At 65.3% G+C, this 26412-nt stretch carries 25 protein-coding genes and 3 pseudogenes; 18 read left to right on the top strand and 10 right to left on the bottom strand.

Going from position 1 to position 26412, the window contains the following annotated elements; translation table 11 throughout:
* Positions 1-43 precede the first annotated feature (43 nt).
* The 7 genes from CLG85_RS07095 to CLG85_RS07065 all read left to right on the top strand — a co-directional run bounded on the left by CLG85_RS07095 (position 44) and on the right by CLG85_RS07065 (position 7520).
* Positions 44-712 (top strand): AfsR/SARP family transcriptional regulator, encoded by a 669-nt coding sequence (locus CLG85_RS07095; RefSeq protein ID WP_217989732.1) that lies wholly within the window; start codon positions 44-46, stop codon positions 710-712.
* Between the two features lie 217 nt (positions 713-929).
* A complete protein-coding gene (locus tag CLG85_RS07090) occupies positions 930-3005 on the top strand; it encodes a hypothetical protein (RefSeq protein WP_260348633.1) in 2076 nt (691 codons plus the stop codon).
* Positions 3006-3106: 101 nt separating this feature from the next.
* Positions 3107-3310: a hypothetical protein gene (locus CLG85_RS07085; RefSeq protein WP_260348631.1), complete on the top strand. Its 204-nt coding sequence runs from the start codon at positions 3107-3109 to the stop codon at positions 3308-3310.
* Positions 3307-4578, top strand: a complete 1272-nt coding sequence (locus CLG85_RS07080; protein WP_095881666.1) for a hypothetical protein — start codon at positions 3307-3309, stop codon at positions 4576-4578. The genes CLG85_RS07085 and CLG85_RS07080 overlap by 4 nt, the downstream gene beginning before the upstream one ends.
* A gap of 10 nt (positions 4579-4588) precedes the next feature.
* Entirely contained in the window at positions 4589-4981 is a 393-nt protein-coding gene (locus CLG85_RS07075) for a hypothetical protein (RefSeq protein ID WP_095881667.1), read from the top strand.
* On the top strand, positions 4978-6078 hold the full coding sequence (locus CLG85_RS07070; protein WP_095881668.1) for a hypothetical protein: 1101 nt from the start codon (positions 4978-4980) through the stop codon (positions 6076-6078). The genes CLG85_RS07075 and CLG85_RS07070 overlap by 4 nt, the downstream gene beginning before the upstream one ends.
* 227 nt (positions 6079-6305) lie before the next feature.
* Entirely contained in the window at positions 6306-7520 is a 1215-nt protein-coding gene (locus tag CLG85_RS07065; protein WP_176476535.1) for a DUF2272 domain-containing protein, read from the top strand.
* A gap of 133 nt (positions 7521-7653) precedes the next feature.
* On the opposite strand, the pseudogene CLG85_RS07060 reads toward CLG85_RS07065, so the two are convergent.
* The 5 genes and pseudogenes from CLG85_RS07060 to CLG85_RS07040 form a co-directional block, all read right to left on the bottom strand.
* A pseudogene (locus tag CLG85_RS07060) lies at positions 7654-8176 on the bottom strand (transposase); the annotation flags it as partial.
* Between the two features lie 242 nt (positions 8177-8418).
* Positions 8419-8559: a hypothetical protein gene (locus CLG85_RS07055; protein WP_176476537.1), complete on the bottom strand. Its 141-nt coding sequence runs from the start codon at positions 8557-8559 to the stop codon at positions 8419-8421.
* Between the two features lie 66 nt (positions 8560-8625).
* Entirely contained in the window at positions 8626-9222 is a 597-nt protein-coding gene (locus CLG85_RS07050) for a transposase (protein WP_095881671.1), read from the bottom strand.
* Positions 9223-9408: 186 nt separating this feature from the next.
* Positions 9409-10845, bottom strand: coding sequence for a DUF6880 family protein (locus CLG85_RS07045; protein ID WP_095881672.1), 1437 nt, complete (start codon positions 10843-10845; stop codon positions 9409-9411).
* 165 nt (positions 10846-11010) lie between these two features.
* A complete protein-coding gene (locus tag CLG85_RS07040) occupies positions 11011-11322 on the bottom strand; it encodes an ETC complex I subunit (RefSeq protein ID WP_095881673.1) in 312 nt (103 codons plus the stop codon).
* 234 nt (positions 11323-11556) lie between these two features.
* On the opposite strand from CLG85_RS07040, the pseudogene uvrB reads away from it, so the two are divergent.
* Positions 11557-13756, top strand: a pseudogene (uvrB, locus tag CLG85_RS07035) (excinuclease ABC subunit UvrB).
* Positions 13757-13841: 85 nt separating this feature from the next.
* Here the strand turns inward: uvrB and CLG85_RS07030 are convergent.
* Entirely contained in the window at positions 13842-14135 is a 294-nt protein-coding gene (locus CLG85_RS07030) for a hypothetical protein (protein ID WP_095881674.1), read from the bottom strand.
* A 139-nt stretch (positions 14136-14274) separates the two neighbouring features.
* On the bottom strand, positions 14275-14550 hold the full coding sequence (locus CLG85_RS07025; protein ID WP_095881675.1) for an I78 family peptidase inhibitor: 276 nt from the start codon (positions 14548-14550) through the stop codon (positions 14275-14277).
* Positions 14551-14669: 119 nt separating this feature from the next.
* Here CLG85_RS07025 and CLG85_RS07020 point away from each other — a divergent pair, with 119 nt between their 5' ends.
* Complete coding sequence (locus CLG85_RS07020) at positions 14670-15071, top strand: excinuclease ABC subunit B (RefSeq protein ID WP_095881676.1); 402 nt, start codon at positions 14670-14672, stop codon at positions 15069-15071.
* Positions 15072-15113: 42 nt separating this feature from the next.
* On the opposite strand, the gene CLG85_RS07015 is transcribed toward CLG85_RS07020, so the two are convergent.
* The 3 genes from CLG85_RS07015 to CLG85_RS07005 form a co-directional block, all read right to left on the bottom strand.
* Complete coding sequence (locus tag CLG85_RS07015) at positions 15114-15650, bottom strand: HdeD family acid-resistance protein (RefSeq protein WP_095881677.1); 537 nt, start codon at positions 15648-15650, stop codon at positions 15114-15116.
* Positions 15651-15731: 81 nt separating this feature from the next.
* Positions 15732-16826 (bottom strand): AI-2E family transporter, encoded by a 1095-nt coding sequence (locus CLG85_RS07010; protein WP_095881678.1) that lies wholly within the window; start codon positions 16824-16826, stop codon positions 15732-15734.
* Positions 16827-16901: 75 nt separating this feature from the next.
* Positions 16902-18428, bottom strand: coding sequence for a phospholipase D family protein (locus tag CLG85_RS07005; protein ID WP_095881679.1), 1527 nt, complete (start codon positions 18426-18428; stop codon positions 16902-16904).
* Between the two features lie 244 nt (positions 18429-18672).
* Here CLG85_RS07005 and CLG85_RS07000 point away from each other — a divergent pair, with 244 nt between their 5' ends.
* The 9 genes and pseudogenes from CLG85_RS07000 to CLG85_RS06965 all read left to right on the top strand — a co-directional run bounded on the left by CLG85_RS07000 (position 18673) and on the right by CLG85_RS06965 (position 26394).
* A complete protein-coding gene (locus CLG85_RS07000; RefSeq protein WP_095881680.1) occupies positions 18673-19191 on the top strand; it encodes a hypothetical protein in 519 nt (172 codons plus the stop codon).
* A 353-nt stretch (positions 19192-19544) separates the two neighbouring features.
* Positions 19545-20546, top strand: a complete 1002-nt coding sequence (locus tag CLG85_RS06995; RefSeq protein WP_260348630.1) for an AraC family transcriptional regulator — start codon at positions 19545-19547, stop codon at positions 20544-20546.
* Positions 20547-20741: 195 nt separating this feature from the next.
* Positions 20742-21032, top strand: a pseudogene (locus CLG85_RS27690) (SDR family NAD(P)-dependent oxidoreductase); the annotation flags it as partial.
* A gap of 82 nt (positions 21033-21114) precedes the next feature.
* Positions 21115-21531, top strand: a complete 417-nt coding sequence (locus CLG85_RS06990) for an SDR family oxidoreductase (protein WP_260348629.1) — start codon at positions 21115-21117, stop codon at positions 21529-21531.
* Positions 21528-22025 carry a flavin reductase family protein gene (locus tag CLG85_RS06985; protein WP_095881683.1) on the top strand — a complete coding sequence of 166 codons (498 nt, stop codon included), beginning with the start codon at positions 21528-21530 and terminating at the stop codon, positions 22023-22025. The genes CLG85_RS06990 and CLG85_RS06985 overlap by 4 nt, the downstream gene beginning before the upstream one ends.
* A 32-nt stretch (positions 22026-22057) precedes the next feature.
* Entirely contained in the window at positions 22058-23449 is a 1392-nt protein-coding gene (locus CLG85_RS06980; protein WP_095881684.1) for a styrene monooxygenase/indole monooxygenase family protein, read from the top strand.
* Between the two features lie 238 nt (positions 23450-23687).
* Positions 23688-24287, top strand: coding sequence for a flavin reductase family protein (locus tag CLG85_RS06975; protein ID WP_095881685.1), 600 nt, complete (start codon positions 23688-23690; stop codon positions 24285-24287).
* An 18-nt stretch (positions 24288-24305) separates the two neighbouring features.
* On the top strand, positions 24306-25247 hold the full coding sequence (locus CLG85_RS06970; protein WP_095881686.1) for a LysR family transcriptional regulator: 942 nt from the start codon (positions 24306-24308) through the stop codon (positions 25245-25247).
* A gap of 115 nt (positions 25248-25362) precedes the next feature.
* Complete coding sequence (locus CLG85_RS06965) at positions 25363-26394, top strand: C4-dicarboxylate TRAP transporter substrate-binding protein (protein WP_095881687.1); 1032 nt, start codon at positions 25363-25365, stop codon at positions 26392-26394.
* The last annotated feature ends 18 nt before the right edge of the window (positions 26395-26412 follow it).

Below are 26412 nucleotides of genomic sequence, written 5' to 3'. Positions count from 1 at the left end.
GAGGCCGGTGCCCAAGCATATGCAGTCTGACAAGAGCGGAAGATTGCTCGGCATCGTGGGATCAATGGGCATGCATCCTATCGCGCGGCTTTCGATCCCCGTCAGGCGGCTGTTCGTTCTTCTGGCGATTTCAAACGGTCCTGTCGAACGCGCCCTCGCTGCCGCGCGGCTCTGGCCAGACCGAACCGACCAGGTCGCGCGGTCGAACCTCCGGCGCACGCTTTTCCAAGCTCCCGCCGGTTGGATCCGCTCGAATGGGGACGACTTGGCATTGGACGCCGATCTCGATCTCACCGAGGCCCGCGCATCTGCTCTGCGTGCCATCTCGGGCGCCCAGCTGGATTTCGAAGAGATCACGGCCTTGAGCGAGGATATCCTTCCCGGGTGGCACGAGGAATGGCTCATTCCGATGCAGGAGAGCTTTCGGCTATTGCGGGTCCAGGCGCTCGAGACCGCCTGCCGGACCCTTAGCGAGGACGGCCAGTACGCTCTTGCGATCCAGGCCGGCGCGGCAGCAGTGACGGCTGAGCCGCTCAATGAATCGGTCGCGGAGGCGCTGATCCTGGCGCATCTGGCACAGCGCAATCGTTTCCAGGCTGTGCAATGCTACCGTGCGCTCGCCGCACGGCTGGTCCAAGAACTGGGGGTCGCCCCCGATCCGCAACTGCGCCGCAGGCTCGAAGCAATGGTTGGCGCCCTGCACATCCACTAGCGCGAACCACGACGCCCTTTCTCTCACAGGACGCTTTGCGAACGCCAACTGAACGGCGGCAAGACGTTGCGCCGACGCTGTTAGATTTCTTGTCGGACGGAATGCGCGCGATTTGCTGACGCCAGAACGCCACGCCACGCGCAGGCCGCGAACGCATGGCTGACGCCCTGGACACGCTCGGCATGCGAGTCTGTGGGGGACTCGGATGGAGGCGGTGATGGAACAATTCGGCGGCACGAGCGCGGGATGGGAGACCATGGAGATCGAGACGCCTTTCGGCGATCCGATACGCCAGCGCGAAACTTCGGAGCCCAGTTCGCCTCTGGATACCGGCCTGACGCCCTGGAACGAGAGTGCTTCGAGCCTCGCCGACGACAGTTGGGGAGAGGCACCGAGTGAAAGTGAAGCCCTGATCGCCGAACTTCTTGCCGAACTCCGGGACGAAGCTTTCGACGAGGCGCTTCTAGGTCTCGCCGAAGAGACAGAGATGGCGGTGGCGGACCGGTTCACCTCCGAAACGGTCGAAAACGCAGGCGAGCGCGAGCGGTTTGCGGAAATGCAACTCGAAGGACTTCGCTTTGAGGCCGAGAGCTATCTCGACCGTCTGCACCAGGGCATTGCCGAGACCGACTTCGCGTCCTTGAGCGATGCGCAACTCGACCAGTTTCTTGAGCGCTTCGACCCAGACCAGAGCGATCTTACTCCGGCCGGCGAGGAATTCATCGGCGGCCTCATCAAGAAGGCGCGCAAAGCCGTAAAATGGGTCGCCAAGAAGGCGAAATCCGTCGCCAGGACCATCGGTAAGGCTGGGTCCAAATTGCTCGGTCCGGTTCTGAAACGTCTGAAAGGTCTGGTGCGCCCGTTGCTGAAGCGGGTGCTGGGATTTGCAATCGGCAAGCTGCCTGCGCCGCTGCAGCCGATCGCCCGCAAGCTCGCGACCCGGCTTCGCTTCGAGGCCGAAGGCGAGGATGAGGGCGAAGCAAGGGTCTTCGCCGCGCAACTGGATGACATGGGCGAGCTTGCACAGTCGTTCGACATGCTGGTGGCCGAAGCGGTGATCGATGACGAGATGCCCGACGGTTTCGGCAAAGCCGAGGAGGACGAGGCGAGCGACTATGCGCAGGGGGCAAACCGCCCGATGAAGTTGGCGGAGGCCCGCGGCACGCTGCTTCGACAGCTCAGAGAGGCCGAGGCCCGCCAGGATCTTTCCCCAGAGATCGAGCAATTCGTCCCCGCACTCCTTGGCGCGCTGCGGATCGGTATCCGGCTTGTCGGGCGCCCGAAGGTCGTGAACTTCCTCGCCCGCTTTATTGCCCAGCTGATCCAGCGCTGGGTCGGGCCAAAGCTCTCCAACCCGCTCTCGCGGGCAATTGTCGATGCCGGCTTGAGGTTGATTTCTCTCGAAGCAGAAGCCGAAGCAGAGGGCGCGCTCGACGAAGACCGCGTGGCGACCGAGGCGCTTGCTGCGGTCATCGAAGACACTGTGCGGCGCTTTGCCGAGAACGAGGCCTATGTTCTCGACGACGAGGAACTGGTGAGGATTGCCGCAGGCGAGGCGTTCTCGGGCGCCGTCGCGACATTCTTCCCCAGCAGCCTGATCAAGGAGTCGCTGCAAGAGGCGCCAAGCCTCGGAGGCGTTTTCGTCCCGCAGCGCATGAACGAGTTGCGCCCCTATGCGCGCTACAGCCGGGTGCCCGAGGTCACGATCACCGAACAGATGGCCGAGGCGCTGCCTGCCTTCGGAGGCGAAGCACTGGGCGCCGTTATTGGTGCGGCCGAGCTTGGCTTCCCGCTCCGCGGCCGCCTGCACTTGGTTCAGGCGATGTCCGGGACGACCCCTTCGCAAATCCTTCGCCGACTGGGTCTCAGGCATGGCGCGATGGGGACGGCAGCGCTGCAGCCTCTGACCCGCGCCGCCGCAGGTGTCTTGTTGCAGGAGCCTCGCCTTGGGACGGATGGACCAAAGAGGCGGGCCCGCCGTCCGGGCCTCTCCAAACCCGGCGATCGCTACTACGTGATCGAACCCTTGGGACAAGGCGGTACCGGCCGCCGCAGCCGGCCTGCGGACGCCAGCCGTTTCCGCCAGCACGTCGATGCCACCGGACGCTCGGTTGTCCTGAGTTACTATCTGTCCGAGCGCCGTGCGCAGCGCGTGGCGCTGGAGATGAAAAGCAGCGCGAGCGCCGCGGCGCTTGCCCGCACCCTGATCGGCATGATGGGCGGCTTGCAGCGCAGGGGGGGGCAGTCCCCTAGGCGAGGTCGAAGCCTTTGCGCTAGGGGGTCTTGCCGGTGAGGAGCTGTCTCTGTCGTCGCTGAAATCGGCCCTCGGCGGGCTCAAGGGGGGGGCTGGCTCGCCGGATTCGTCAATGGACCCTGCCGGCTCTTGTCGCCTGGTTGCGGGACAATTCCGAGGTCTTCCAGCGCGCCGTCCAGCATCCCGCACAGGGCGTTACGCTGACTGTGCGTCTTACCGAAGTGCCCGGGCTGTCGCTCATTGCGAACCCCAGCAAGATCCTGACCAATCCCGGCGCGCTGAAATCGGCCTTTGCCGGAAAACCCGCGATCGCGATCGCGCTCAATCCGGGCCGACCGAAATGAACGCGCCCCTGCACTCCGCTTCGCCCCACCTGCTGCTGAGCGACGATCTGGAACGGCAGGTGATGCACTGGCTCGGCGCGGCGCGCACGTTTCGCGACGCCGAGGAATTCGCGTCGATAGAGGCTTGGCGGTCGGTGGAGCGCGAAATCGGATCGCCGCTCCGCAAACAGATGCACCGCATTGTCGAGGAGCTGATCTCGCTCGGCGAGGCGACAGCAGAACTCATTCGACGCAGTCGGACCCAGAGCAGCCTGACGCCACGCGCGGTGGCAGGGGTGCAGCGGTTTCGGCGACGCTACGGTCAGGTCGACACGACGCTCGATTTTCTCGGCGACGCGGTCAACTCTCGCACGAGCCCTAAAATTCGCGGCGCGCTCGGCGCGCTCGACCGCATGGCCAAGGCGAGCATGCTCCCGGTGCTGTCCGAAGCCCGGATCGCCTGCCCGCCGGTCCTGGTGTATCAGGACAAGGGCACAGGCGCCTCCATCCTCAGGGCGGGTGTGCGTCTGTGGACGCCCGGGGCGGTGATGCCGGTGGCTGCCATCAAGATCGTGCGGCACAATCTGTACCGACCGACCTCGCTCTTTCACGAGACCGGGCATCAGGTGGCGCATCTGACCGGCTGGGCGGCCTCTGTCGAGGCTGCGATCGGTCGCGCGCTGGCCTCTGATCCGCCTTTGCGGCGGATGTGGCAGCCCTGGGCTTCGGAAATCGCAGCGGATGTTTACGCGTTCCTTCACACGGGGTTTGCCTCAATCGCCGCGCTCTACGACGTGGTGGGCGACGCCCGAACAATTCTGACGTGGCGCCTGGGCGATCCCCATCCAATCGGCTGGTTGCGCACGCTTTTCGGCTGCGCGATGTCGCGCATCGCATTTGGCGAGCGGGGTCCCTGGAACGCGATGGAAGCCGCGATGCTCGCACATTTTCCGGCCTCACGCGCGGACGAGACGCTGCAGCCGTTGCTGGCGAGGTCTCGGGCGCAGATCACCGGCATTGCGAGGGCCTGTCTTGACGCGCCGGTGCCGGCCCTGGGCGGCCGGCCAATGTCGGCGGTTCTCGAGCCCGACAGGGTATCACCGCGCGCGCTCGCCGAGCTGGAAAGACTAGGCGGTGCGGCGCTGTGGACCTCGCCGGCCTGGCGCGCGCTCGAGGGTATCCGACTTGTCGCCCTCGCCGGGCTGCGCGAGGCCGAGACCCCGTCCGAGGCCTCGGGATGGATCGAACGTGCTCGAGGCTGGCTGACCGCCCAGCCCGAGCGAGCCTGAAGGAGGTACCATGCCCAACAATCCAAGATCAGGAGATGACCCCAAGAAAAGCGGGTCCAAATACACGCAAAGCGACGCGGGCAAGAATGAACTGAGCCCGGAGGCAGTTGCCCTTTTGCAAACGACCGTCGAGACGCTGAAGCACGACCTTTCGCTCCTACGGGACCAGATTGCGCTTCAGACCTCTGTGGAGAACGGCTTTGACGCGCTCACCGAGGCGATCCGGGATCTGGCGCCAAAGCAGGTTTTCGGGTCGCTAAAAGAGCGCGAGTTGAAAATACTAGAGGGCATTATCGCCCTGCACCAGCGGATCGATTTTTCCCTGCCCGAGTTCGGCAGCAAATGGCCGGAAATCATCAAGACAGCGGATGAGAGTGCCAAGATCAGGAGTCTGGGGTCATGATCACCGAAATGATTGGCCGCGTCGCGGCTCAGCGCGGACTTACGAGTCCTGTGGCGACCGCACTCGTTCTTCGCGCGGACCCGCTCGATCTTGTCCTTTACCAGGAGCAGGTCTGGGAAGCCTATCGCCAGGCGCAGGCCTCGCCGGCGCCGACCGGGACGGCGCGACAAGCATTCTGGAACCTCGCGGAATTTCAGGACTGCACGCCGGTGAATAACCCGGCATGGTACCATCTGGGTGCGAGCTATGTGCTGGAGAACAGCCGGGTGCTGCAAATCTTCCGCAAGGTGGTTCAAGAATATCGTGGCGGCGAAACGCTCGGCATCCCCTCTCGCGAGACCCAGCGCTGGCTCGACATCACGGAGACGCTGGTCTTTGGGGCAGACAATCCGATTGCCGCCTGGCTATCGACCAGTCAGCTGCGCCCTGACCCCGAAGCAGTTCGGCGAAACGCCTACTGGCGGATGTTCGGGCTCGACCTTGCCTTCGGAACCGAAGACAACGCTCCACCCAGCTATCACAAGGCGCGGGCCGCCAACACGAGCTTCGTCGCGTTGTTCGAAGAACTGCTCCACGAAATCTGGCTGGCGATCTCAAATAGCCTCAACACGTCGGGCCAGAATGTCGCCGACCTCGACCGCATCTTCCGGATCGCTGAAGAGCTGCAGTTCATCCTTCGGTCGCGACGCCAAGCGCTCAACCTCGACCGCGAGGAGTTGTCGGCCGCCACGGCGCTCAGCTGGCTGCAGTTGTCCGTGAGTTTCAACACCTCGATCGTGGTGGATCTGAAAGCCGAGGCGACGAGCGCCCAGGACCGGCTCATGATGATTGGCCAGAGGGTGGGTCTGTCGGCCCATAGCCGGTCATCGGCGATGTTCTCGATGGCAAGCGATCTGTCCCTGCTCTTGCGGGTGATCGAGTCGGGGGTCGTGTCGAGCCCGGCGACGACCAACATCTTCTTCCAGAGTGGACCCGGGCAGATCGGCAATGCCTCGCGCCGCGTCATCACCGAATGGGCGGCGGCCAGTGGCAAGGACCTGAAGGCGCGAGCCAGATCGATTGACATTCGCGGCAACGCGATGCCGGCGCGTGCATAGGGCTGAGGACAAGGAGGGCCGTCATCGTGCCTCAGTTGGACAGTGACCTGTTGCTTTCGGAGTACGAAAGCCCGTTTCGAGGCGAGAGCTCTTCAGCGTTTGAGACGTTTGAGCGTGCAAGGGCCGGTGGCCGGTTGGTGAGCACGGAGTCGCCAATGCGTCAGTCGCGGAAGGATGCGCGTGACGGTGTCGCGATGACCGGAAATTCAGGAACAGGGAGCCGCACGATGCGCCACGCAGACATGGAATCGATTTACGCACTCGACCAGCGCGAACTCCACGAGCACTCGGGGCCCTCGGACTATTTTTCCCACCTTTCGGACTACGGAAGCGGCCGGGGCGAGAACCTGGCCTGGCTCGACCTCGAGCGAGAGGCGGGCGAAGAGAGCGAACCTCCCGAGGCCGGTTCCGAGGACTTCGACCACTACGACGAGTTCTACGAAAGCGAAGCCGATTGGGAGGAAGGCGAACCGGGACTCGACACCAACGGCGTTGCTCCTTCGCGCCTCTCGACGCTTGAGACGCTTCTGCAGAGCGAGGCCCCGGGCTTTGCTGGCCGGATTTTCGACATCACCACATTCGCGCTAGGCCCCGTCCTGAAACGGGGCGACCGGGGCAGTCCGGTCAAGATCCTGCAGCAGCTCTTGATCCGGGCGGGCGCTCGGATCGCGCAGGACGGTGCCTTTGGCCCCGCCACGGAAGGTGCGGTGTCGGCGTTTCAGCGCGGGGTGAATATCCAGCCGACGGGTATCGCCGATCTGGCTACGAAAGCTGCACTCGCCCTGCTGCAGTCCGGATCCCCTGCTGGCGTGCCGTCGACTGGGCCAAGCAGAGATCTTGGGCAGCGGATCGCCGAGGCCGCCGAAGCCGAATGGAGGATCTGGCACGCCGGCGGGACCAACCTCAAGGAAACACAGGCCGCGGCCACGCCACACCTGCAGCGCTACTACCGCGATGGTGTCAACGGAACGGTTAGCGCCAGCCAATTGCAGAACGCGGCCTGGCAATCAAAGCACCCTTGGAGCGCGGTCTTCATCAGCTACTGCATGCGCACAGCGGGTGCCGGGGCGGCCTTCCGCTACTCGCGAGGCCACTATGTCTATGTTGCGCAGGGCAAACGCAACCGGCTCCAGTCGAACTCGGCGAGCCCGTTCTGGGCCTACAGGCCGACAGAAGTGGCGCCCGAGGTCGGCGACCTCGTTTGCGCATCGCGCGCGGACAGCGGGGCGACCTACGACAACATCGATTCCGGCCAATCCTACGCCACCCACTGTGATATCGTGACCGAGATAGAAAACAGCCGTATCCGCGTGATCGGCGGGAATGTCCGCAATGATGTCGGCGAGAAATGGCTGCGTCTCCGCGCTGATGGGCGGCTCGATCTCTCGGGGTCGCAATCCCGGTTCTATGCCATCCTGCGCTGCCGAGGTGCGGCGCCGTGATACCCATGCGTTCAGGTTTCATCGTCGCACTATGATGATGTGACGGCCTATGGCGCCTCGTAAGGAAGGGTTTGGACTGAGGTGGCCCCCATTTCCCGGACAGGTTTGCGGCGCAGCTAGGCTTGCCTTTTGATCATGCTGCCGCTTGTAGGTCAGGGCCTTGATGGGCCTCGGCCGGTGTTCTGCCTGCACATGCGGAAAAGGGCGCTCGGTGTTGTAGAAGGTCATCCACTTGCCGATGCCTGCCCGGGCCGCGGACCCGGTTTCGAAGGCGTGAAGGTAGACGCAATCGTATTTCACGGACGGCCATAGGCGTTCGATCATGACGTTGTCCATCCATCGCCCCCGACCCCATGCATTCCCCGGCAGGCGATTGCGAAGCAATCTGCCGAGAGGGGAGACCTTCACCGTCGCGTCCAGCAAGGGTTGCGTGAAGCGCTGGCCCCGATCCGTGTTGAAGATCTCGACCCGTCTGTTTCGCCGAAAGGTATCCTGCAGCGCCTCAATGCAGAACTCGGTGTCCGTCCGGCATGGGCCTCGGACCCATGGCGGACGCATACCGGACCGTTTGAGAGCCGCCAGGAAAGACCCCGGCGCGTCGCCCCGTCCATGATCGCGACCAGGTGGATGAAGCCGCGCCGCATGGGAATGTAGGTTCCTTGATTGATCCCCCGCGCTCGCTCAGTTCGTCGTTCCGGTCGGCTGCCTGCAAGGTTCTTTCCGAAGTCATCCACGAAGGAGCTTCATCTCGGCGTTCAAGGCTCGGACGTCCCTAGGTGATATGCGCGGTACCCGGTAAGGTCCGCCGGTAGATCTCACGGGATCGATCGGTTGCCTGCCGCTCTGGCCGACGCGGCAACCGTGTAGCGCGTCCCGATGGGTCAGGTCTTGGACATGCTCATGCCTCCCGCCCCTCGAAGACGCCGGCACGTGTCCAGATCGCGTGCATCATCACGGCCAGCTTGCGTGCCAGGGCGACGACGGCCTTCTTGTGGCTCGTTCTCTGCTTTACCGCCATCACCCAGTTCTTGAGCGCCATTCCTCGTCCGAGCTTTACTCGGCAGAGCAAGGAGTTGGCTGCTTCGTATGGCATGGTCCGCAGCAATCAGTCCCCGTGTTTGGAGATACGGCCGCCGTAGTCGATTGCCCCCGACCGGTGCCGCCGGGAGGTCAGTCCGGCGTAGGCCCCCGCCGAGCGCGACTTCGCAAAGCGCCCCGGCGCGGCGATCGTCGCCACGAAAGTCGCGGCCGTGACCGTGCCCGCGCCGGGCACGGTCATCAGGCGCATGCAAGCGTCTGACACCTTCACCTGCCGGACCTGCTCCTTGGTCAGCGCCGCTGCCTGTCGCAGGGCTTCCGTGCGCACCGCCAGAAGTGGCAGAATGATGGGAGCCAAGGCGTCGTGTCCCTCGAGAGCTGCGTGTATGCGGCCCTCGTAGGTTCGGGGCTGAGCCGGAACTCGCAACCCGAAGCTGGCAAGCAGGGCCCGGATTGTATTCTCCGCGTTTCGCCGAGCGCCGATCGCAGCGTCGCGCGCGGCCAGCAGGGCCCGACGCTCCTGCGCATGTCGGCTCTTAACCTCGACCTTCCGGTAGAAGCCCGTCCGCGCGGGATCGGCCAGCATTGCAGCGTCGTTGGCATCGGACTTGGTATGCATCTGACCGAGCACTGCGTGGGCTTGGCGGGCGTCGGTATCGAGCAATTGGAAGTCTTGAGCTCAGTGCCGTCATGCATCGTCGCGGCGATGCTGCTGGATGCCCGGCAAGCCTTAAAGCCGCGGACAGTTGATCCCAGCCAGGAACGAGTTGAAATGGCGGATCTTGATACGCAGATCAAATGCTCAGGGACGATCAAGGGCTGCTGCCGACCACGTGATGACCCGCGGGGGTTACCCTTCCCGCAGGCGCTCCCAGAAGGCCGATTTTCTCACATGGGCTTTGCGCAGCGCTCCAAGATAGTCCGCGTGCGGCAGATGGATGCCATAGTCGAGGATCTCGGCGTCCGCGGCAGCACAGTCCATCAGGTGCCGGGCGGCGTGGCCGTAACGCCCGGAGCGCGCCCGACTTAGCGCAAAGTCGATCATCGCGCGCCACACTAGCACGGCGGCGAGCGGGTGAGACGGGACGAGGGCGTCGGCGAGCGGGGTGAGGATATCATAGGCATCGCCGTCGATCTCCTCGCTGCGGGCGTCGATCAATTCAGCCGCCAGCGGCAGGTCGGGGGCCTGCAGGCAGTAGGCCAGCGCCTTTTCGACGGGTTTGTAGGCGAGGATGATCCGGCGCGCCGCGTCCTCGGCCTCGAAGTCCTCGAAGTCGGGCAGCAGCTTGAGGTGACGGCGCAGCGCGTCGGGGCAGAGACGGCGCTCGAAGCGGGACCAGAGTGCGGCCCGCAGGTCGTCCTTGTGACCGAGTGCCTCAAGGCAGGCGAAATGCGCTTCGTCCAGTTCGGGCGTGTCGAACCACGGATCGCCGCTTTCGCCGGACAGGGCGGTCTCGATCAGCCGCAGCGCGTCCTCGGGGCGGCCCGCCGCCAGCAGCCGGGTCGCGGCGGAGGGAGCGATCGTGGAGTAGGACAGCTGCTCGGGGGTGTATTGCGCCAGCCAACTGTCCACGTCGCCCTCGGCATCGGCTACGTCCTGCAGGATCATCTCAGCCGTGCGATTGCGCCCGGCAAGGGCGCGCTCGGTGCGGGCATCGCGGTCGGAAATGAAATCGTAGCGGGCGAGGTCGGCATCGGTCAGCGGCGCTTCGCAGGCCGCTTCGGCCAGCGCCTTCAGGCGGGACAGGCCCGCGTTCCCGAGAGCCTCCGCCAGTGCAGGTACGGCATGGTCAAAGGCACCGTAGCCATCGTCCGAGATCGCCTCAAAGACGCTGTCGGCCAGCGCTTCGGGGTCTTTGCTGAGCTTGGGAGCCAGCTGGCTGATCGCCGCCATCGCCTCGCGCATGACGTCACCGATGGTGCCCCAGCTGTCGTCGGTACGCTCATGGAGGCCGGCGGCGAGCTGCAGCTGCGCCCAGAGCAGATCGAAGGCCGCGTCCGGTGCATCGGGCGCGATGCTGGTCTCGATGAGCGTCGTCAGCTCCGCCAGTTCCTGCGCCAGCTTCTTCTGCGCCTTGCGGGAGATGAAGCTGCGGCCGCGGCGGATCGAGGCGAAGCGTTTGCGCACGTCGGCAGTGATCGCTTCTGGCCCCAGATCGGCGGAAAGCGCCATGCGCACCCGCCGCTGCCGCGCCGCGTCGCCCTTCACCGCCTCGAGCAGCAGGTCGGCCAGCGTGTCGGCACCCAGCTCAAGGAGGTTCTTCTTGTTCAGAGCCTTGCCTGCCATCGGGGTCCTCCTCTGGTGAAGCATCCTTGCGCCGGACCATGCGCCCAGCCGCGCGCTTTGCAAGCATGCGCTAGATGTGGAAAGGGCGCCCAGTGGGCGCCCTAGATGTAGATCCCGGGAAAGACTTAGCCTTCCATAGGAAAAATTCAGGTGTCTCTTACACCCTCAGTGCGTCCAGGCGCTCCGGCGATCCACTGCGAAGTTTTCGGCGTAGCCGCGGGCGCGGAGGTTTGGTTTGCGCTTGTTGGGCTCGTTCACCTGCGCCTCGATGCCGTGTTCGGCGGCATAGGCGAGGGCGGCCTCCTTGCTGTCGAACTTCAGACGCACCTGGCTCTGGGTGTCCGAGGACGACGTCCAGCCCATCAGCGGGTCCACCTCGCGCGGGGAGGCGGGGAAGAACTCGAGAATCCAGTCCCTCGTCTTGGCTTGTCCCGACGACATTGCCGTCCTGGACGGCTGGTAAATCCGTGCGCGCATGGAATCCCTCCTGACATTCATTGGCGTTATCGGGAATTTATACTGCCGGGGCAAGAGATCGCGGCGCGGCAGTGCGGCAAATCTTCTCGAACCCTTGCGTCTTGCCCGAAGAAGAGGAACATTCCGTGAAAATACCATGCGCCCGGGAGCGAGTCCCTCTGCCGACCGAGCCCGAAACCCCTTGAAATTGCCGTGCGGCGCGACACGTCTTGCAGGCGCCCGGAGATGACCCCCATGCCCTATGCCCATTCCGACAAGACCGCCCCGATGATGCACGCCCCCGCGCCGGACGTCCGGACGCGGGAAAAGCTCGAGGGCGGCATCAGCTTCCGCATGCAGACCGAGTTCTCGCCGGCCGGCGACCAGCCGACGGCGATCGCCGAGCTGGCGCAGGGGGTGCGGGACGGCGAGCGCAGCCAGGTGCTGCTCGGGGCCACGGGCACCGGCAAGACCTTCACCATGGCCAAGATAATCGAGCAGACGCAGCGCCCGGCGATCATCCTTGCCCCTAACAAGACGTTGGCGGCGCAGCTCTACGGCGAGTTCAAGGGGTTCTTCCCGGACAACGCGGTGGAATACTTCGTGTCCTACTACGACTACTACCAGCCCGAGGCCTATGTGCCGCGCTCGGACACCTACATCGAGAAGGAAAGCCAGATCAACGAGCAGATCGACCGGATGCGCCACTCGGCCACCCGGGCGCTGCTCGAGCGCGACGACGTGATCATCGTCGCCTCGGTGTCCTGCATCTACGGCATCGGCTCTGTCGAGACCTATGGCGCGATGACCCAGGACCTGCATGCCGGCAGTGAGTACGACCAGCGCAAGATCATCGCCGACCTGGTGGCGCAGCAGTACCGCCGCAACGACGCGGGCTTCTCGCGCGGGGCGTTCCGGGTGCGGGGGGGACTCGCTGGAGATTTGGCCCGCCCACCTTGAGGACCGCGCGTGGAAACTGTCGTTCTTCGGCGAGGAGCTGGAGAGCATCACCGAGTTCGACCCGCTGACCGGCGAGAAGACCGGCAGCTTCGAGCGCATCCGCGTCTACGCCAACTCGCACTACGTGACGCCGAAGCCGACGATGCAGCAGGCGGTCATCCAGATCAAGAAGGAGCTGCGCCAGCGGCTCGACCAGCTGGTCGCCGAGGGCAAGCTCCTGGAGGCGCAGCGGCTCGAGCAGCGCACCAACTTCGACATCGAGATGCTGGAGGCGACCGGGGTCTGCAACGGCATCGAGAACTACTCGCGCTACCTCACGGGGCGCGCGCCGGGCGAGCCGCCGCCCACGCTCTTCGAGTTCATTCCCGACCACGCCATCGTCTTCGCCGATGAGAGCCATGTCTCGGTCCCGCAGATTGGTGCCATGTACAAGGGCGACTACCGGCGCAAGTTCACTCTGGCCGAGCACGGCTTCCGCCTGCCTTCCTGCATGGACAACCGCCCCCTCAAATTCGAGGAGTGGGACGCCATGCGGCCGCAGTCGGTCTTCGTCTCGGCAACCCCGGCGAACTGGGAGCTTGAGCAGGCGGGCGGGGTCTTTGCCGAACAGGTGATCCGCCCCACCGGCCTTCTGGACCCGCAGGTCGAGATCCGCCCGGTGAAGATGCAGGTCGACGATCTGCTCGACGAGATCCGCAAGGTGACGGCTGACGGCTACCGCACGCTTTGCACCGTGCTCACAAAGCGCATGGCCGAGGACCTGACCGAATACCTGCACGAGCAGGGCATCAAGGTGCGCTACATGCACTCGGATATCGATACCATCGAGCGCATCGAGATCCTGCGCGACCTGCGGCTCGGGGCCTTCGACGTGCTGATCGGCATCAACCTGTTGCGCGAGGGTCTGGACATTCCCGAATGCGGGCTGGTGGCCATTCTCGATGCGGACAAGGAAGGCTTCCTGCGCTCCGAGACCTCTCTGATCCAGACCATCGGTCGTGCCGCGCGGAACGCCGAGGGGCGGGTGATCATGTATGCCGACCGGGTCACCGGCTCGATGGAGCGGGCGCTGGCCGAAACTGAGCGCCGCCGCGAGAAACAGCAGGCCTACAACGAGGAACACGGCATCACCCCGGCGACGGTCAAGAAGAACGTCGACGACATCCTCGCCGGTCTCTACCAGGGCGATGTCGATATGAACCGCGTCACCGCGACCATCGATCCCAAGCAACAGGGCTCGAACCTCGAGGCGGTGCTGGAGGGGCTGCGGGCCGATATGCGCAAGGCCGCCGAAAATCTCGAGTTCGAAGAGGCTGCGCGGCTGCGCGACGAGGTCAAGCGGCTCGAGGCGGTGGATCTGGCGATCCACGACGACCCTCTGGCACGGCAGTCGGCGGTCGAGGCCGCCTCGGAGGCGGCGGTGAAATCCAAGGGACGCTCGACCGCAGGCCGACCCGGCCAGCGCGGCGGCAATGTGAAACGGCGCAAGCGCTAGGCCGGTTTGCCAGCGACATGGAAAAGCCCCTCTCCACGGTGGCTGGAGAGGGGCTTTTCTATTTACCTTGGTATCGCTTGAGCGATCAGCCGTCGTTCTTCTCGTCCGGCGGGGTCACCTTGATGTCGGGCAGGGTGACCTCGGCTTCCTTGGTGTCGACCTCGACGTCGACATCCGGCACGGTCACTTCCTCGGTCTTGGTGCCGACCTCGACCGAGCCGACCTCGGCATCGACCTCGGGCAGCTCGCCGCCGTCGACCGAGACGTCCACGTCGGGCAGGCTGCCCTCTTTGGTGACGTCGAAATCGATCATATAGGCGCCGACGCCGATCACGACGGCAGCGGCGGCAACGAGGGCGACAATGGATCCAGTACGCATGTTCAGTTCCCTTCCGATTTGGTCCGGCGCTTGTGGCGCCGTGGTGTTTCGATAAAGGAACCGTGAGAGAGGCTTGATGGTTCCAGAAATATTCTCCGGAACCAATGTGTTATCCGGCGCGTTCTAGCGCGTTTTCGGCTCAGCCGCAGAACACCCGCAGGATCTGTCCGGCGCTGTCGGTCTCAATGTTCATCCGGTCCGCCCGGTAGTCCATGGTCATCGCCTGACCGGGCCCCAGAATGCGCAGCTTGGCGCCGGGGGTGAGCTCGAGGTCACTGACCGCATGGCCGATCTGGCTCTGATAGGCCGCGGCGCCGCAGCTGTCCGTGGTGCCGCCGGGGGCACCGCTGTCCGTCTCGCTGCAGCCGGCGATGCCCGCGCAGAGGCCGAGCGCGATCCCGATCCGTCCCAACATCGTCTGTCTCCTTGTATTGCTTTGACGGGCAGGTAGGTCACGGGAACGTGCGGTCCAGCGCCGATACGCCGCAAAAGTGACGCTCGACCGGCGGGGCGTTCGCAGCTAGGCTTTTCCACATGCGCCGGTTTTTGCTCATATCCTGTCTCGCGCTGGCGGCCTGCGGCACGCCATATGAGCGCTGCAACCGCGAGGCAGCGCGCTTTTACGCCGATGCGCTGCAGGAGCAGAGCCGAATCTCGCGCGATCTGGCGCGCGGCTACACCACGGTTACCGAATGGGAGACCCGCCGGCGCTGGCAGCTCTGCGGGATCTATCACGAGCACCCGCATTATTGCTGGCGCACGGACACCGAGCCGGTCACCCGCCGCGTTCCGGTGAACCCCTATGAATTGCACCGGCGGCTCGACGAGATCTCGGCGGCGTTGCCGCAGCTCGGCCGGGATGCCGCAGCGGGGCAGGCGGAATGCCGCAAGCGGTTCCCGGCGGAAGTCGCTGCCGAAACCCCTCCGCAGGGATAGGTCCGGCCCGTAGGGGCCGGACGGGACACGCGGGTGCGCGGCTCAGACCGCGGGCTTGCGCAGCTCGGGGTGTTGCTTCAGCACCAATCCGAAGGCGACGAGGGCCACACCGGTCGACAGCAGTTCGACCGAGAGAAGCACGCCCAGCACCACGGCCGCCGAGGACGGGAAGTTGGTGAAGATCATGATCGCCAGGATCACCGAAATCGCGCCGCTGATCAGCAGCGCCAGCTTGTAGCGCCCCTCGGCGACGGAGAAGCCGTAGATCACCTTGGCCACGCCGCTGACGAGGAACATGATCGCCGCGACCAGTGTCAGCGAGATCAGCCCTTCAAGCGGGTTTGCAAGGAAGCTGATGCCGAGCCAGAGGTAGATGAGGGCCAGCAGGATGGCGAGCAGGCGCTCCTTCATGCGGGTCACGCGGAAGATGCTGATGGCCTGCACGACGCCGATGATCAGGAAGAACCAGGCAACGATGGTCTGCGCCGCGATCGAGGCGGCAAAGGGGTTAAACAGCGCGAACAGCCCGCCGAGGATGCTTGCGATACCGAGGATGATCCACATAAGCCAATGCTGCATTTCCAAATTCCCTGAATAACACCCGGCGCAGGGCCGGTGCCTCGACGGTGCGCCCGTGATCACGGTTCTGTCAACCTCCCGTTAACGTTCGGGAAGTTCGCCGTGCCGGGGTGTGGATTCGGGGGCGGGCGGCACGTCGACCCGTTCGGCCAGCAGCAGGGCGAGCCAGCGGGTCTTGTCGAAGCTCGCGAGCACGATGGCGAGGATCGAGGTCAGCGGCACCGCGAGGATCGCGCCGGGAATGCCCCAGAGCGTCGTCCAGAGCGCCAGTGCAAGCAGCACGACAAAGGGGCTGAGGTTGAGCTGCCGTCCGATCAGCCGAGGCTCGATGATATTGCCCAGCGTCACCTGCACCGCGGTCAGCGAGGCGCCAAGCCCGACGGTGAGCCCGATCGAGCCGAATTGCGCCAGTGACAGCGCCACGGGAAAGGCCACGGCCAACAGCGAGCCGAGGTAGGGGATGTAGTTGAGCACGCCGATGACCACCGCCCAGAAGAGCGCGAAGTCCACCTCGAAAGCCCATAGGATCGCGTAGGAAATCGTTCCCAGAACGATATTGATCAGCGTCTTGAAGGCAAGGTAGCGGCTGATCTTCTCGTTGATGGCGCCGACGACGGCCAGCACGCGTGCGCTCTGCTCGGGCGAGCGCAGTCCCGCGGTCAGGCGGCGCTGGAAGGAGCGCCGCTCGGCGGTGATGAAGGCTGCGTAGATGATCACCATGAGCACCACCGAGCCAAGGTTTGTGAAGCCGCCCAGCACCGCCAGCGAGAAGCGCCGCAAGTCGATCCGCCCGACAGTCTCGGCCGTGACACGCTCCCAGAGTTCGTCGTTCTCGAAATGGAAATAGCCCGCGATCCCGTCGACCATGGTGCGCAGGTTGTCCTCGTAGGTCGGGGCGACCGCCATGATCTCGCGCACCGTTGCCGAGAAGACCGCCGCCAGAACGAAGACCACCGCCGCGGCGAAGACCAGCAGCAGCAGACGCAAAGCGCCGAGCGGAAGATGCCCGAGCACGGGCAGGCGGCGCAGGGCGCCGGCCACCGACTCCAGCAGGTAGACGAGGATCGTCGCGGTGACGATCGGCAGCAGGATGGACCGGCCGAGCACCAGCAGCGTTCCGGCTGCCAGCACGAAGATCGTGGACAGCACGAGTGTCTGGAACGGCGTATCCCTCATCGGCACCTTGTCATCCTCCGGGCAGGCTTTGCCGGAGTGGGGACGATGCAGGCGGGGATGTCAACGCGAGCAGGCTCAGAGTTGCCCGCCGATCGGTAACAGACCCGTCAGCCAGGCCGTGGTCGCGCGCATCTGCGACAGGATCGGCTCGGAACGGTAGAGCCGCCAGCGGCTGCCCGTGTCATGTTCGAGCCATTGCATCCGGCCATCCTCGCCGAGCTGCAGGTGGAAGGCGGCCTGGGGCAGCAGTTTCTTGAAATTCGTCGCGGCCTGCGCGGCAAGGGCAGGGGACTCCACGAGGATCCCCATCTCGGAATTGATCCGCACCGAGCGCGGGTCCCAGTTGAACGAGCCGATGAAGAGCAGTTTGCGGTCGAGCACGAAGGCCTTGGCGTGCAGCGCGGACCGCGACAGGCCGAGCCCCGAGAGGGTGCGGTCGGGGCGCTCCTTTTCGGCCCTCAGCTCCCAGAGGTCGACGCCCGCCTCGAGCAGGTCGCGGCGCGAGTGGGCATAATGCGCATAGACCGCCGGTACATCGGTGGCATCGAGCGAATTGGTCAGCACGGTCACATCGACCCCTCGCGCTTCCAACGAGCGGAGCAGGGCGGTGCCGCTGTCTCGCGGCACGAAATAGGCCGAGACCACGAGGAACTCGCTTTCGAGCGCGTTCACGTAGGGCAGCATCGAGGCGGCGAAGGTCTCGGACGCCGGCAGGTCACCCGCAGCCTTCTCCGGCGGGTCCGACAGCAGCGTCGCCCGGGCGGCGGTGAGCTGCGGCGGCTGCCGTTTCAGCGTCGCGATGTGGCTGAGCAGCGCGCCGCCGTAGGGCGTTTGCGCGATCCGCTGCCGATGCTGCGCCAGCGTGGCGCGCACCGTTTCGAGGTCGGCCCCGTCCTCCTCCGGCGTGATCACCTGCGACGCAGGGATGGCGTAGCGGCTGTTCCAGTAGCTGTCGAAGGTGCGCCCCACCTCGTCCACCACCGGCCCTGCCGCCAGCAGGTCGAGATCGTCGTAGTTCGACTCCTCGCGCGCCGAGAAATACTCGTCGCCGATGTTGCGCCCGCCGACGATGGTCATCCGTCCGTCGAAGGTCATCGACTTGTTGTGCATGCGCCGGTTGATCCGCCGGAACTCGAACAGTGCCGAGAGTGCCTTGCCATGCGCGCGGGAAAACGGGTTGAACAGCCGCACCTCGATATTGGGGTGGGTTTCGAGCGCGTGGGTGGCCTCGTCGTAGCCGCGGGTGTCCATGTCGTCGAGCAGCAGCCGGACCCGCACGCCTCGGTCCGCGGCGCGCAGCAGCGCATCTGCAAAGAGCCGGCCCGACTCGTCATTGTGCAGCAGGTAGTACTGGGCGTCGATGCTGGTCTCCGCCTGCTCCGCAAGGCCGAGCCGCAGCGCCAGCGCGTCGATGCCGTTGCCGATGATCTTCACCCCCGAGGCGCCGTCGGCGCGACCCTGCCACTCCTGCGTGAACCGAGAGAGCCAGGCGCCCTGAGGCGCTTGCAGCGCGGCGCTCGTGGTCCGCGGCCCCTCGGGTGGCTGGCTGGTGCAACTGGCCAGGAGGAGACAGACGAGAAAGGCGCAAAGGGACCGGAACATGGGGGCCTCGGATCTTGGGCTCGGAGGACCAGCCTCGCCGAGCGCTGCCTGCACGGCAAGCGGGCCGGATGACGTGGGTGCCAAAGCGCGGCATTTGCGCCGCAGGGCACACGGGCCGTGGCGCGTGGCAACGGTGTAGCGAGGTCACAGGGCGCGCTGGATTTCCGCCGATTGTGTTTTTTTGTTAGGCGGATTTTCACACGCCCGCTACGGCTGGTCCGAACCACTGTTGGGGAATGGTGACATGGTGTTTTCAAGGGTTCTGGCGGGCGCATGCGCCCTTTCTCTCCTCGCGGCATGCGAGCCGACGACGGCGCAGCTGGTCACGCAGGGCAAACCGATCGATATCGTCTATCCCGTCAAGGCGGGGGTGACGGCGGGGCAATTGCAGAACGATGTGACCGACTGCCAGATCGAAGCGGCCCAGAGGGTGCCGCAGCAGATCCTGACAACCACCACGCCGACCCACTCGACCCCGGCCGAGACGCAATGCGTGACCAAGGGCAAGACCGTCACCTGCACGACGACCGGCGGCGAGATCTACGGCGGGGAAACCTATTCCTACGACGCCAACGAGGGTCTGCGCGCAAGGGCGGAGGGGCAGTGCCTTTCGGGCAAGGGATACAGGCTGGCGACGATCCCGAAATGCCCCGCAGGCGATGCGACCCGGCCGGTCATGTCCCAGCTTTACCCGCTGTCGGCCGCGACCTGCTATCTGCCGGGCGCCGGCGGCAGCTACGCGGTGACCGAGGCGCTGCGCTGACGCAGGGCTGAAGCATTGGGCGTGCCCGCGCGGCGCGCCCGCCGACATTCAGAGCATGACCCGCCACGGCGCAGTTGTGATCCCAGACGTCCTTTTCGCGCGCGCAAATTGCAACTCCGGCAATTGCGCGGCGTGGGTTCTCTTGACGGAAACACCCGCACGCGTTTGTCTTGAATTCTCCGATCCCATCGATCGCGGGATTATTGGGGCAATGAACGGGGTGACTATCAGATGAGGCCACGGCGTTTCCCAGACGACCTCCGGCAATGGTGTCCGGCGTCGGGGTTTCAATTCGCGGGGCAGGGCGGAAATGGCCCATTGCCCGCGCCCGAGGGCTCATGAACCGCCCCGGGATGCCGACCGCCGCGGCCCGTGCCGCCGCGCGCCCCGCGGACGGGGAACTGCTCGCCGATGGCGACGATCTGGAGCACGCCCGGGCGCTCGTCAGCGGCATCTTCGTAGAGCATCGCGTGCGCGGGCTCGAAGCCGCGGCCAGTCGTCCGATCAATATCCGCTATTGCCAGCTGGACAGCGTGGCCCTGTGCCATTTCGACTATGGGCGCGGGGTCGAAATCCACCCGGATCCCTTCGAGGAGTTCTACCTCCTGCTGGCGCCGCTTTCCGGCGCCGCGCAGATCCGGAGTGGCGCGGCTCACCATGTCGGCAGCGTCGGGTCAGCTCTCGTCCTGCCAGCCGACGAAGAGGTGTCGATGCTCTGGTCGCAGCAGACGCGCAAGCTCGTCCTGCAGATCAACCGCCGGAAACTCACCGAGAAGCTCGAGGCGCATCTCGGCCGAAGCCTGCCGCGGTCGCCCCGCTTCGATCTGGCCGCCCGGGACCTCGGATCGGAGACGCCCCTGGTGCGCCATGCCATCGACGGTCTCTGTGCCCTGTCATTGATGCCGCGGGGCCCCGGTCGCGACTTGATGTGCGCGGCGCATGAGGATGCGCTCTACACGTCCTTGCTTTGGAGCCACCCGAGCGACTATTCGGCGGCCATCCGGGACGGGGCGATTTCCTCGGCCTGCCCTAGGTCCGTGCGCCGCGCCGAGGCGTATATCGAGGCACATCTGAGCGAGCCGTTCTCCATCGACGATGTGGCGCGGGCCGCCGAGGTCTCGACCCGGGCGTTGTTCGAGAGCTTCCGGCAGTTCCGCGACCTGTCGCCGATGAAATACGTCCGGTTCCGCCGTCTGCAGGCCGCCCGCGACATCCTGCTACGATCCGGTCCCGAGGAGCGGGTGGCGGATGTCGCCGCCCGGCTGGGCTTCGGGCACCTCGGCCGCTTCGCGTCAGACTATGCGCGGCGGTTCGGGGAGACCCCGTCCGAGACCCTTCGCAAGGCCAATAGCTGAGGTCATCTTGGTGATTGGCGGAATTTCCGGGCGGATGAGTCCGGCGCGATATCCGCTTTCTGCGGTCTCTGTCCGGAAAGTGCGGCAATGTGAAATTGCATCCCTGACCGCCCAATTTTCCTGTTTCCCGGAGGTGCGGGGGCGCCGCAGTGTTTTCCGAGACTTCGCGGAAATACAGGACGGGAGAAACTCTAAGTGACCGAATTCAGTGGAAAGGTGGCTATTGCGACCGGCGCATCGACCTTGCTGGGGCAGGGCATCGTGCGCGCTTTCGTGGCGGCGGGCGCAAAGGTCGTGATGGCCGATATCGACACCGAGAACGGCGAGGCCCTGGCGCGCGAGCTGGGCGATGACGTGGTTTTCGTCAGGACCGACGTGACGAGCGACGAGAGCATCGACGCCTGCATCGCTGCCGCCGTCGCGCGTTTCGGCGGGGTCGACTTCCTCGTCAACATGGCCTCGACCTATCTCGACAACGGGATCGCGACCTCGCGCGAGGACTGGTTGACCTCGTTGAACATCAACCTGGTGGGGGGGGCAGATCTTCTCGCAGAAGATCGCCCCCGAAATGGCCAGGCGCGGGGGTGGTGCCATCGTCAATTTCGGCTCGATCGCGGGAAAGGTGTCGCAGCCCGGCCGGATGACCTATTCCGCCGCCAAGGCCGCGATCCTGCGTATCTCCGGAAACGCGGCGATGCAGCTTTCGGGCCAGAACATCCGCGTCAACACCGTCTCGCCCGGCTGGACCTGGTCCAGCATCATGCAGATGGCGACCGGCAACGATCGCGAGAAGACCGACCGCGTCGCCGCGCCCTTCCACATGTTCGGCCGGACCGGGAACCCCGAGGAGGTTGCCGAGGCGGTGCTTTTCCTGTGTTCGAACCGGGCCCGGTTCATCACCGGCACGGATATCGCGGTGGATGGCGGCTATACGGCGATGGGCCCGGAAGGGATGGTGGATGCCGTTGCCAAGCTGATGGCATGACAGGCCATCGATCGGACGGCGAGGAGCTGACACTCGGGGTCGATCCCTGCGATCTGCGGGCCGCCTTCGGGCGGTTCGCGACCGGCGTCACCGTCGTGACAGCGCGTTCGGGTCGCGCGCCCCTCGGCATGACCGCGAATGCCTTCACCTCTGTCTCGCTGGCGCCGCCGATGCTGCTGGTCTGCCTGTCGAACTCCGCGCGGTGCCTCGGCGCAATCGAAAAGGGCGGGGTCTTCGGGGTGAGCGTGCTGTCGGAGGACCAGCAGGACTGCTCCGCCCATTTCGCCGGCACGCCGCGATTGGAAGAGGTCGCGTTCCACGACTTGGACGGCGTTCCGATGATCCGCGGCGCGACCGCGCAGTTCGCCTGCGACCTCGAGGCCGTGCACGCTGCGGGCGACCACAGGATCGTGGTCGGAAGGGTCAGGGCCTACGCCCATGGCGAGGCGCGCCCGCTCTTGTTTCACAACGGCACTTACAAGGGTCTGGCCTGACCGGCGCGGACCCGAACAGGGAGAAACGACTTTTGGCTAACATCGCAATCATCGGCTCCGGGATCAGTGGTCTTGTTGCCGGTATCGGCCTGCTCGAGCAGGGGCATCAGGTGACGATCTATTCCAACCTGAGCGCCGAGGACTGGCTCACCAAGGTGCCGCCGACGGGCACCGCCTGCCGCTTCGCAAGTTCGCTCGATCTCGAAGAGGAGCTCGGGCTGAACCACTGGCAAGATACGACGCCGATCAATGGCGTGCACCTGACCTTCTGCCCGAAGCCGGGCCGACAACTCATTGACCTCATGGGGCGCTTGGACCGGCCTGCGCTTGCCATCGACGTGCGCCTGCAGTCGCACCGGTGGACGCTCGACTTCGAGACGCGCGGCGGAAAGGTCGTTATCGCCAACGTCGATATCCCCCTCTTGGAAGAGATCGCCGCAGCCAGCGACCTGACTTTGGTCGCCGCGGGCAAGGGAGAGATCAGCGCGCTCTTCGAGGTGGACGAGCAGCGCTCGGTCTACGGCAAACCGCAGCGCAAGCTGGCCATGTTCGTTGTCAAGAACGTCCGGATGGACCGCTCCGACGAGGGCATCCTGATGACCCATGGCATCAAGTTCAACTTCTTCGGCTCCGAGGGCGAGCAGTTCAGCGTGCCCTACTGGCACCGCGACGGGTACCAGTGTTTCAACGCGATCTTCGAGGCCAAGCCGGGCCGCGCCTTCGATCGCTTCGACAACTGCACGTCGGGTCAGGAGGTGCTGGATCAGGCCAAGGCGCTGTTCCGGGAGTACATCCCGTGGGACTACACTTGGTTCAAGGATGCGGTCCTGGCGGACGAGCGCGGCTGGCTGAAGGGCGCCGTGCGGCCCTGCTACAAGCGGCCCGTCGGCACGCTGCCTTCGGGCGCAAAGGTGATGGCACTGGGCGACACGGCCAACACGCTCGATCCGATCGGGGGGCAGGGGGCCAACAATTGCTACCGCCAGATCCGCGTGCTGCTGGAGGAGACCCGGGGCAGGAAGGGCCGCGAATTCGGCGAAGCCTGGATGACCGCGACCTTCGATCGTTACTATGCGCAGATCGGGCGCAACACCAACGCGTTCAACAACGTTCTGCTGGAAGAGATCACGCCCGCCGGCATCCGGCTTCTCTGCGCGCAATACGGCAGCACCGGCGATGCAAAGGACGGATCGCTGCAGCAGCGGATCGCGAACGACTTCGTCAACAATTTCGACGACCCGAACCTGATGACCGAACGGTTCCTGGATGATCGCCTCGCCAAGGCGTACATCAACCAGCTCTCGGGCGGCAGGTCCGGCAGCGTCGACCGAAAGGCCAAGCTGGCGATCGCCCTGGGGCAGCTTCGGCAGGTGCTGGGGGCGCCGCGCAGCAGCCATCCGCTGGCACGCCCCAAGCTCGCCTAGAGTCCGGCGCGACCTCTCCATCACGGGGCAGCGCGGCGATCGGCCCGCGTTGTCCCGACCCCATTCCCGGGAAAGTCTCGCGCCCTGCGCGTCGCCGGGATGACCTGCCAGCCCGCACCCGGTGCGGGTCCCCGGCGCGCATCAGCCAGAGCCTCACATCAGCCGCATCGCGTCGAAACCGGTGGTCATTCCGCGCCGTTTCGACCTAGAAAAGCTGGTGAAATTCCGAGGAGACCCCATGCACTACGGTGACGCCCGCCCCGACCTCCTGACCTTCGATCCGTTCAAGGCGATCATCGCGCCGCGTCCCATCGGCTGGATCGGCACGCGCAACGCCGACGGCGTGCCGAACCTCGGGCCCTATTCCTACTTCAACGCCATCGGCAACAGCCCGCACATGATCTGCTTTACTTCGGACGGGCTGAAGCACTCGGTGGTCAATGCGCGGGACCGGGGCGAGTTCACCTTCTCGCTGGCGACCGAGGAGCTGGCGCAGGCGATGAACATCTCGTCCGAGGCGATGCCTGACGGGGCCAACGAATTCGAGAAGGCCGGGCTGACCCTTGGCACCAGCATCGAGACCAATGCGCCCTTCGTGGCCGAGAGCCCGGCGGCGCTGGAATGCGTGACGCTTTCGGTCTCCGAGCTGACCGACCGCAGCGGCACCCCGATCAACCGTTTCATGGTGATCGGGCAGGTGGTGCAGACCCACATCCGCGACGAGTACATCACCGGCGGCCGTTTCGACACGGCCAAGGCGCGGCCGATCGCGCGCATGGGCTATCGCGATTATTCCACGGTGACCGAGGCCTGGGAGCTGGTCCGGCCGGACGACTGAGCCGGGGAGGGGAGGGAGATGGTCGAGACCGGAAGCACGCTGCGCGACTGGCAGCCCGAGTTGCGCACGTTGCGCTATTTTCTTTGCGTGGCCGAGGAAAAGAACATGACCCGCGCCTCGGAGCGGCTGCGCATCGCGCAGCCCGCGCTCAGTCGGCAGATCGCCCGGCTCGAGAGTGATCTCGGACTAAGGGTCTTCAACCGGACCGCGCGCGGCATGGAGCTGACCGAGGCGGGCGAGATCCTGCAGCGCCGGGCCTATGCGATCATGGCGCAGATCGCGCAGGCGCATCACGACGTGACCGCCCATGCCGAGAAGCCGCAGGGCGTGGTGGTGGTCGGCATGCCGCCCACGCCGGGCGAATTCATCACCCCGCCGCTGCTCTCGCGGGTCAAGGCCGAGTACCCCGAGATCGAGCTGCGCTTCGTCGAGGGCTTCTCCAACGCGCTCGAGCACAAGCTCTCGCAGGGCGAAATCGGCCTTGCGGTGATGCATGACGCGCCGCTGCAGGACGACATCGTGACGACCGAACTGCTGGTCGAGCATCTCAATGTGATCGGCCCCTGCGGCTCCTTCGACAAGGACAGCTACACGCTGGCCGAGGCCGCGGCGATGCCCCTGATCATGCCGAGCCGGCCGAACTTCCTGCGGATCCTCGTGGACAAGCACGCCGACGAGATCGGTGCCGGACTGAACATCGTGCAGCGCGTCGACGGCGTGTGGCACCTCAAGTCCCTGGTTCGTCACGGGCATGGCTTCACCATCCTGACCTATGGCGGTGTGCTCTCGGAGGTGCAAAACGGCACGCTCGAGGCCCGGCCCATCGTCAGCCCGCAGATCTCCTGGACGCTGTGCACCGCGACCAAGGCCGACCAGCGCCGCAAGAAGGCGATCCAGGTGGTCGAAGCGCTGGTGCGCGACATCGTGGGCGAGCTTGTCGCCGCGGGGATCTGGCGCTAGGCGATGCCGCAAAGGTATCGAAGCCATGAGATAACAGTATTTGAATCATGTCTCGCGATCACCGAGGATCGCCGCAGACGGACCCGGAGGATGGTCCGCAACCTTGGGAGGACTCATGTCTCTAAACGCAATTCTGCGGTCGTCGGCGCTTGCGCTCGCGGCCGTGACCGGTCTTGCCGCCGCAGCGCAGGCCGACACCTACAAGTGGATCACCTTCAAGCCGCAGGGCGCGGGGGACGCACAGGCGATCACCACGCAGTGGCTCGTCGACCAGTTCGCCGAACGCACCGGCGGCAAGCACAGCATCGAGGTCTTCTGGGGCGGCTCGGTCGCCAAGACCGGCGAGATCCCCGAGGCGCTGGCCGCCGGCGTCGGTGACTTCGGCGACATCATCACGCCCTACTTCCCCGACCAGATGCCGCTGAACAACGCGGTGGGTTTCTTCATCCCGCAGCCGATGAACACGCTCCAGGTCGGCCAGTTCATGGAAGAGATGCACGCCACCTACCCGGAGTTCAGCCAGGAGCTGGAAAGCCAGAACCTGCACGCCTTCGGCTTCCGCCCGCTCGAGGACTATGGCCTGCTCTGCACCAAGCCGGTGAAGAGCGTCGCCGACATGAAGGGCCTGCGCATCCGCTCCTACGGCTTTGCCTACCCCAAGCTGATCGAGGCGCTTGGCGCATCTCCCGTGTCGATCGCCACCTCGGAGGCCTATGAGGCGCTGCAGCGCTCGATCATCGACTGCACGCCGATCGGCCCCGCGCTGGCGCGCGGCTGGAAGTACGACGAAGTGGCGAAATACTACATCGAGGTCCCGCTCGGCGCCTCCTTCGGTCACCTGCTGGCGATGAACCTCGACAGCTACAACGGCATGGATGACGAGACCCGCGCCGTGGTGGACCAGCTCGGCAAGGACTACCTCGTGGAATACGCCCGCGTGGTGGACGAGGACGCGGCGCGCGTGCGCGAGCTGTGGAAAGGCGATCTCGGCGTCGAGGTGATCCCCTTCCCGAAAGAGGAACTGCTCGGAGTGCTGGACGACGCCGGCGTCAAGGAAGTTCGCCAGGAGTGGATCGACAAGGCGAACGGGCTTGGCGTTCCCGCGGACGAGATCGTCAAGAGATTTGACTTCGACACGCCGTCCTGACCGGACGTGACCGGTCCC

The sequence above is a fragment of the Alloyangia mangrovi genome (assembly GCF_002300555.2).
Classification (GTDB): domain Bacteria; phylum Pseudomonadota; class Alphaproteobacteria; order Rhodobacterales; family Rhodobacteraceae; genus Salipiger; species Salipiger mangrovi.
This window is presented reverse-complemented; position numbering and strand designations above follow the sequence as displayed.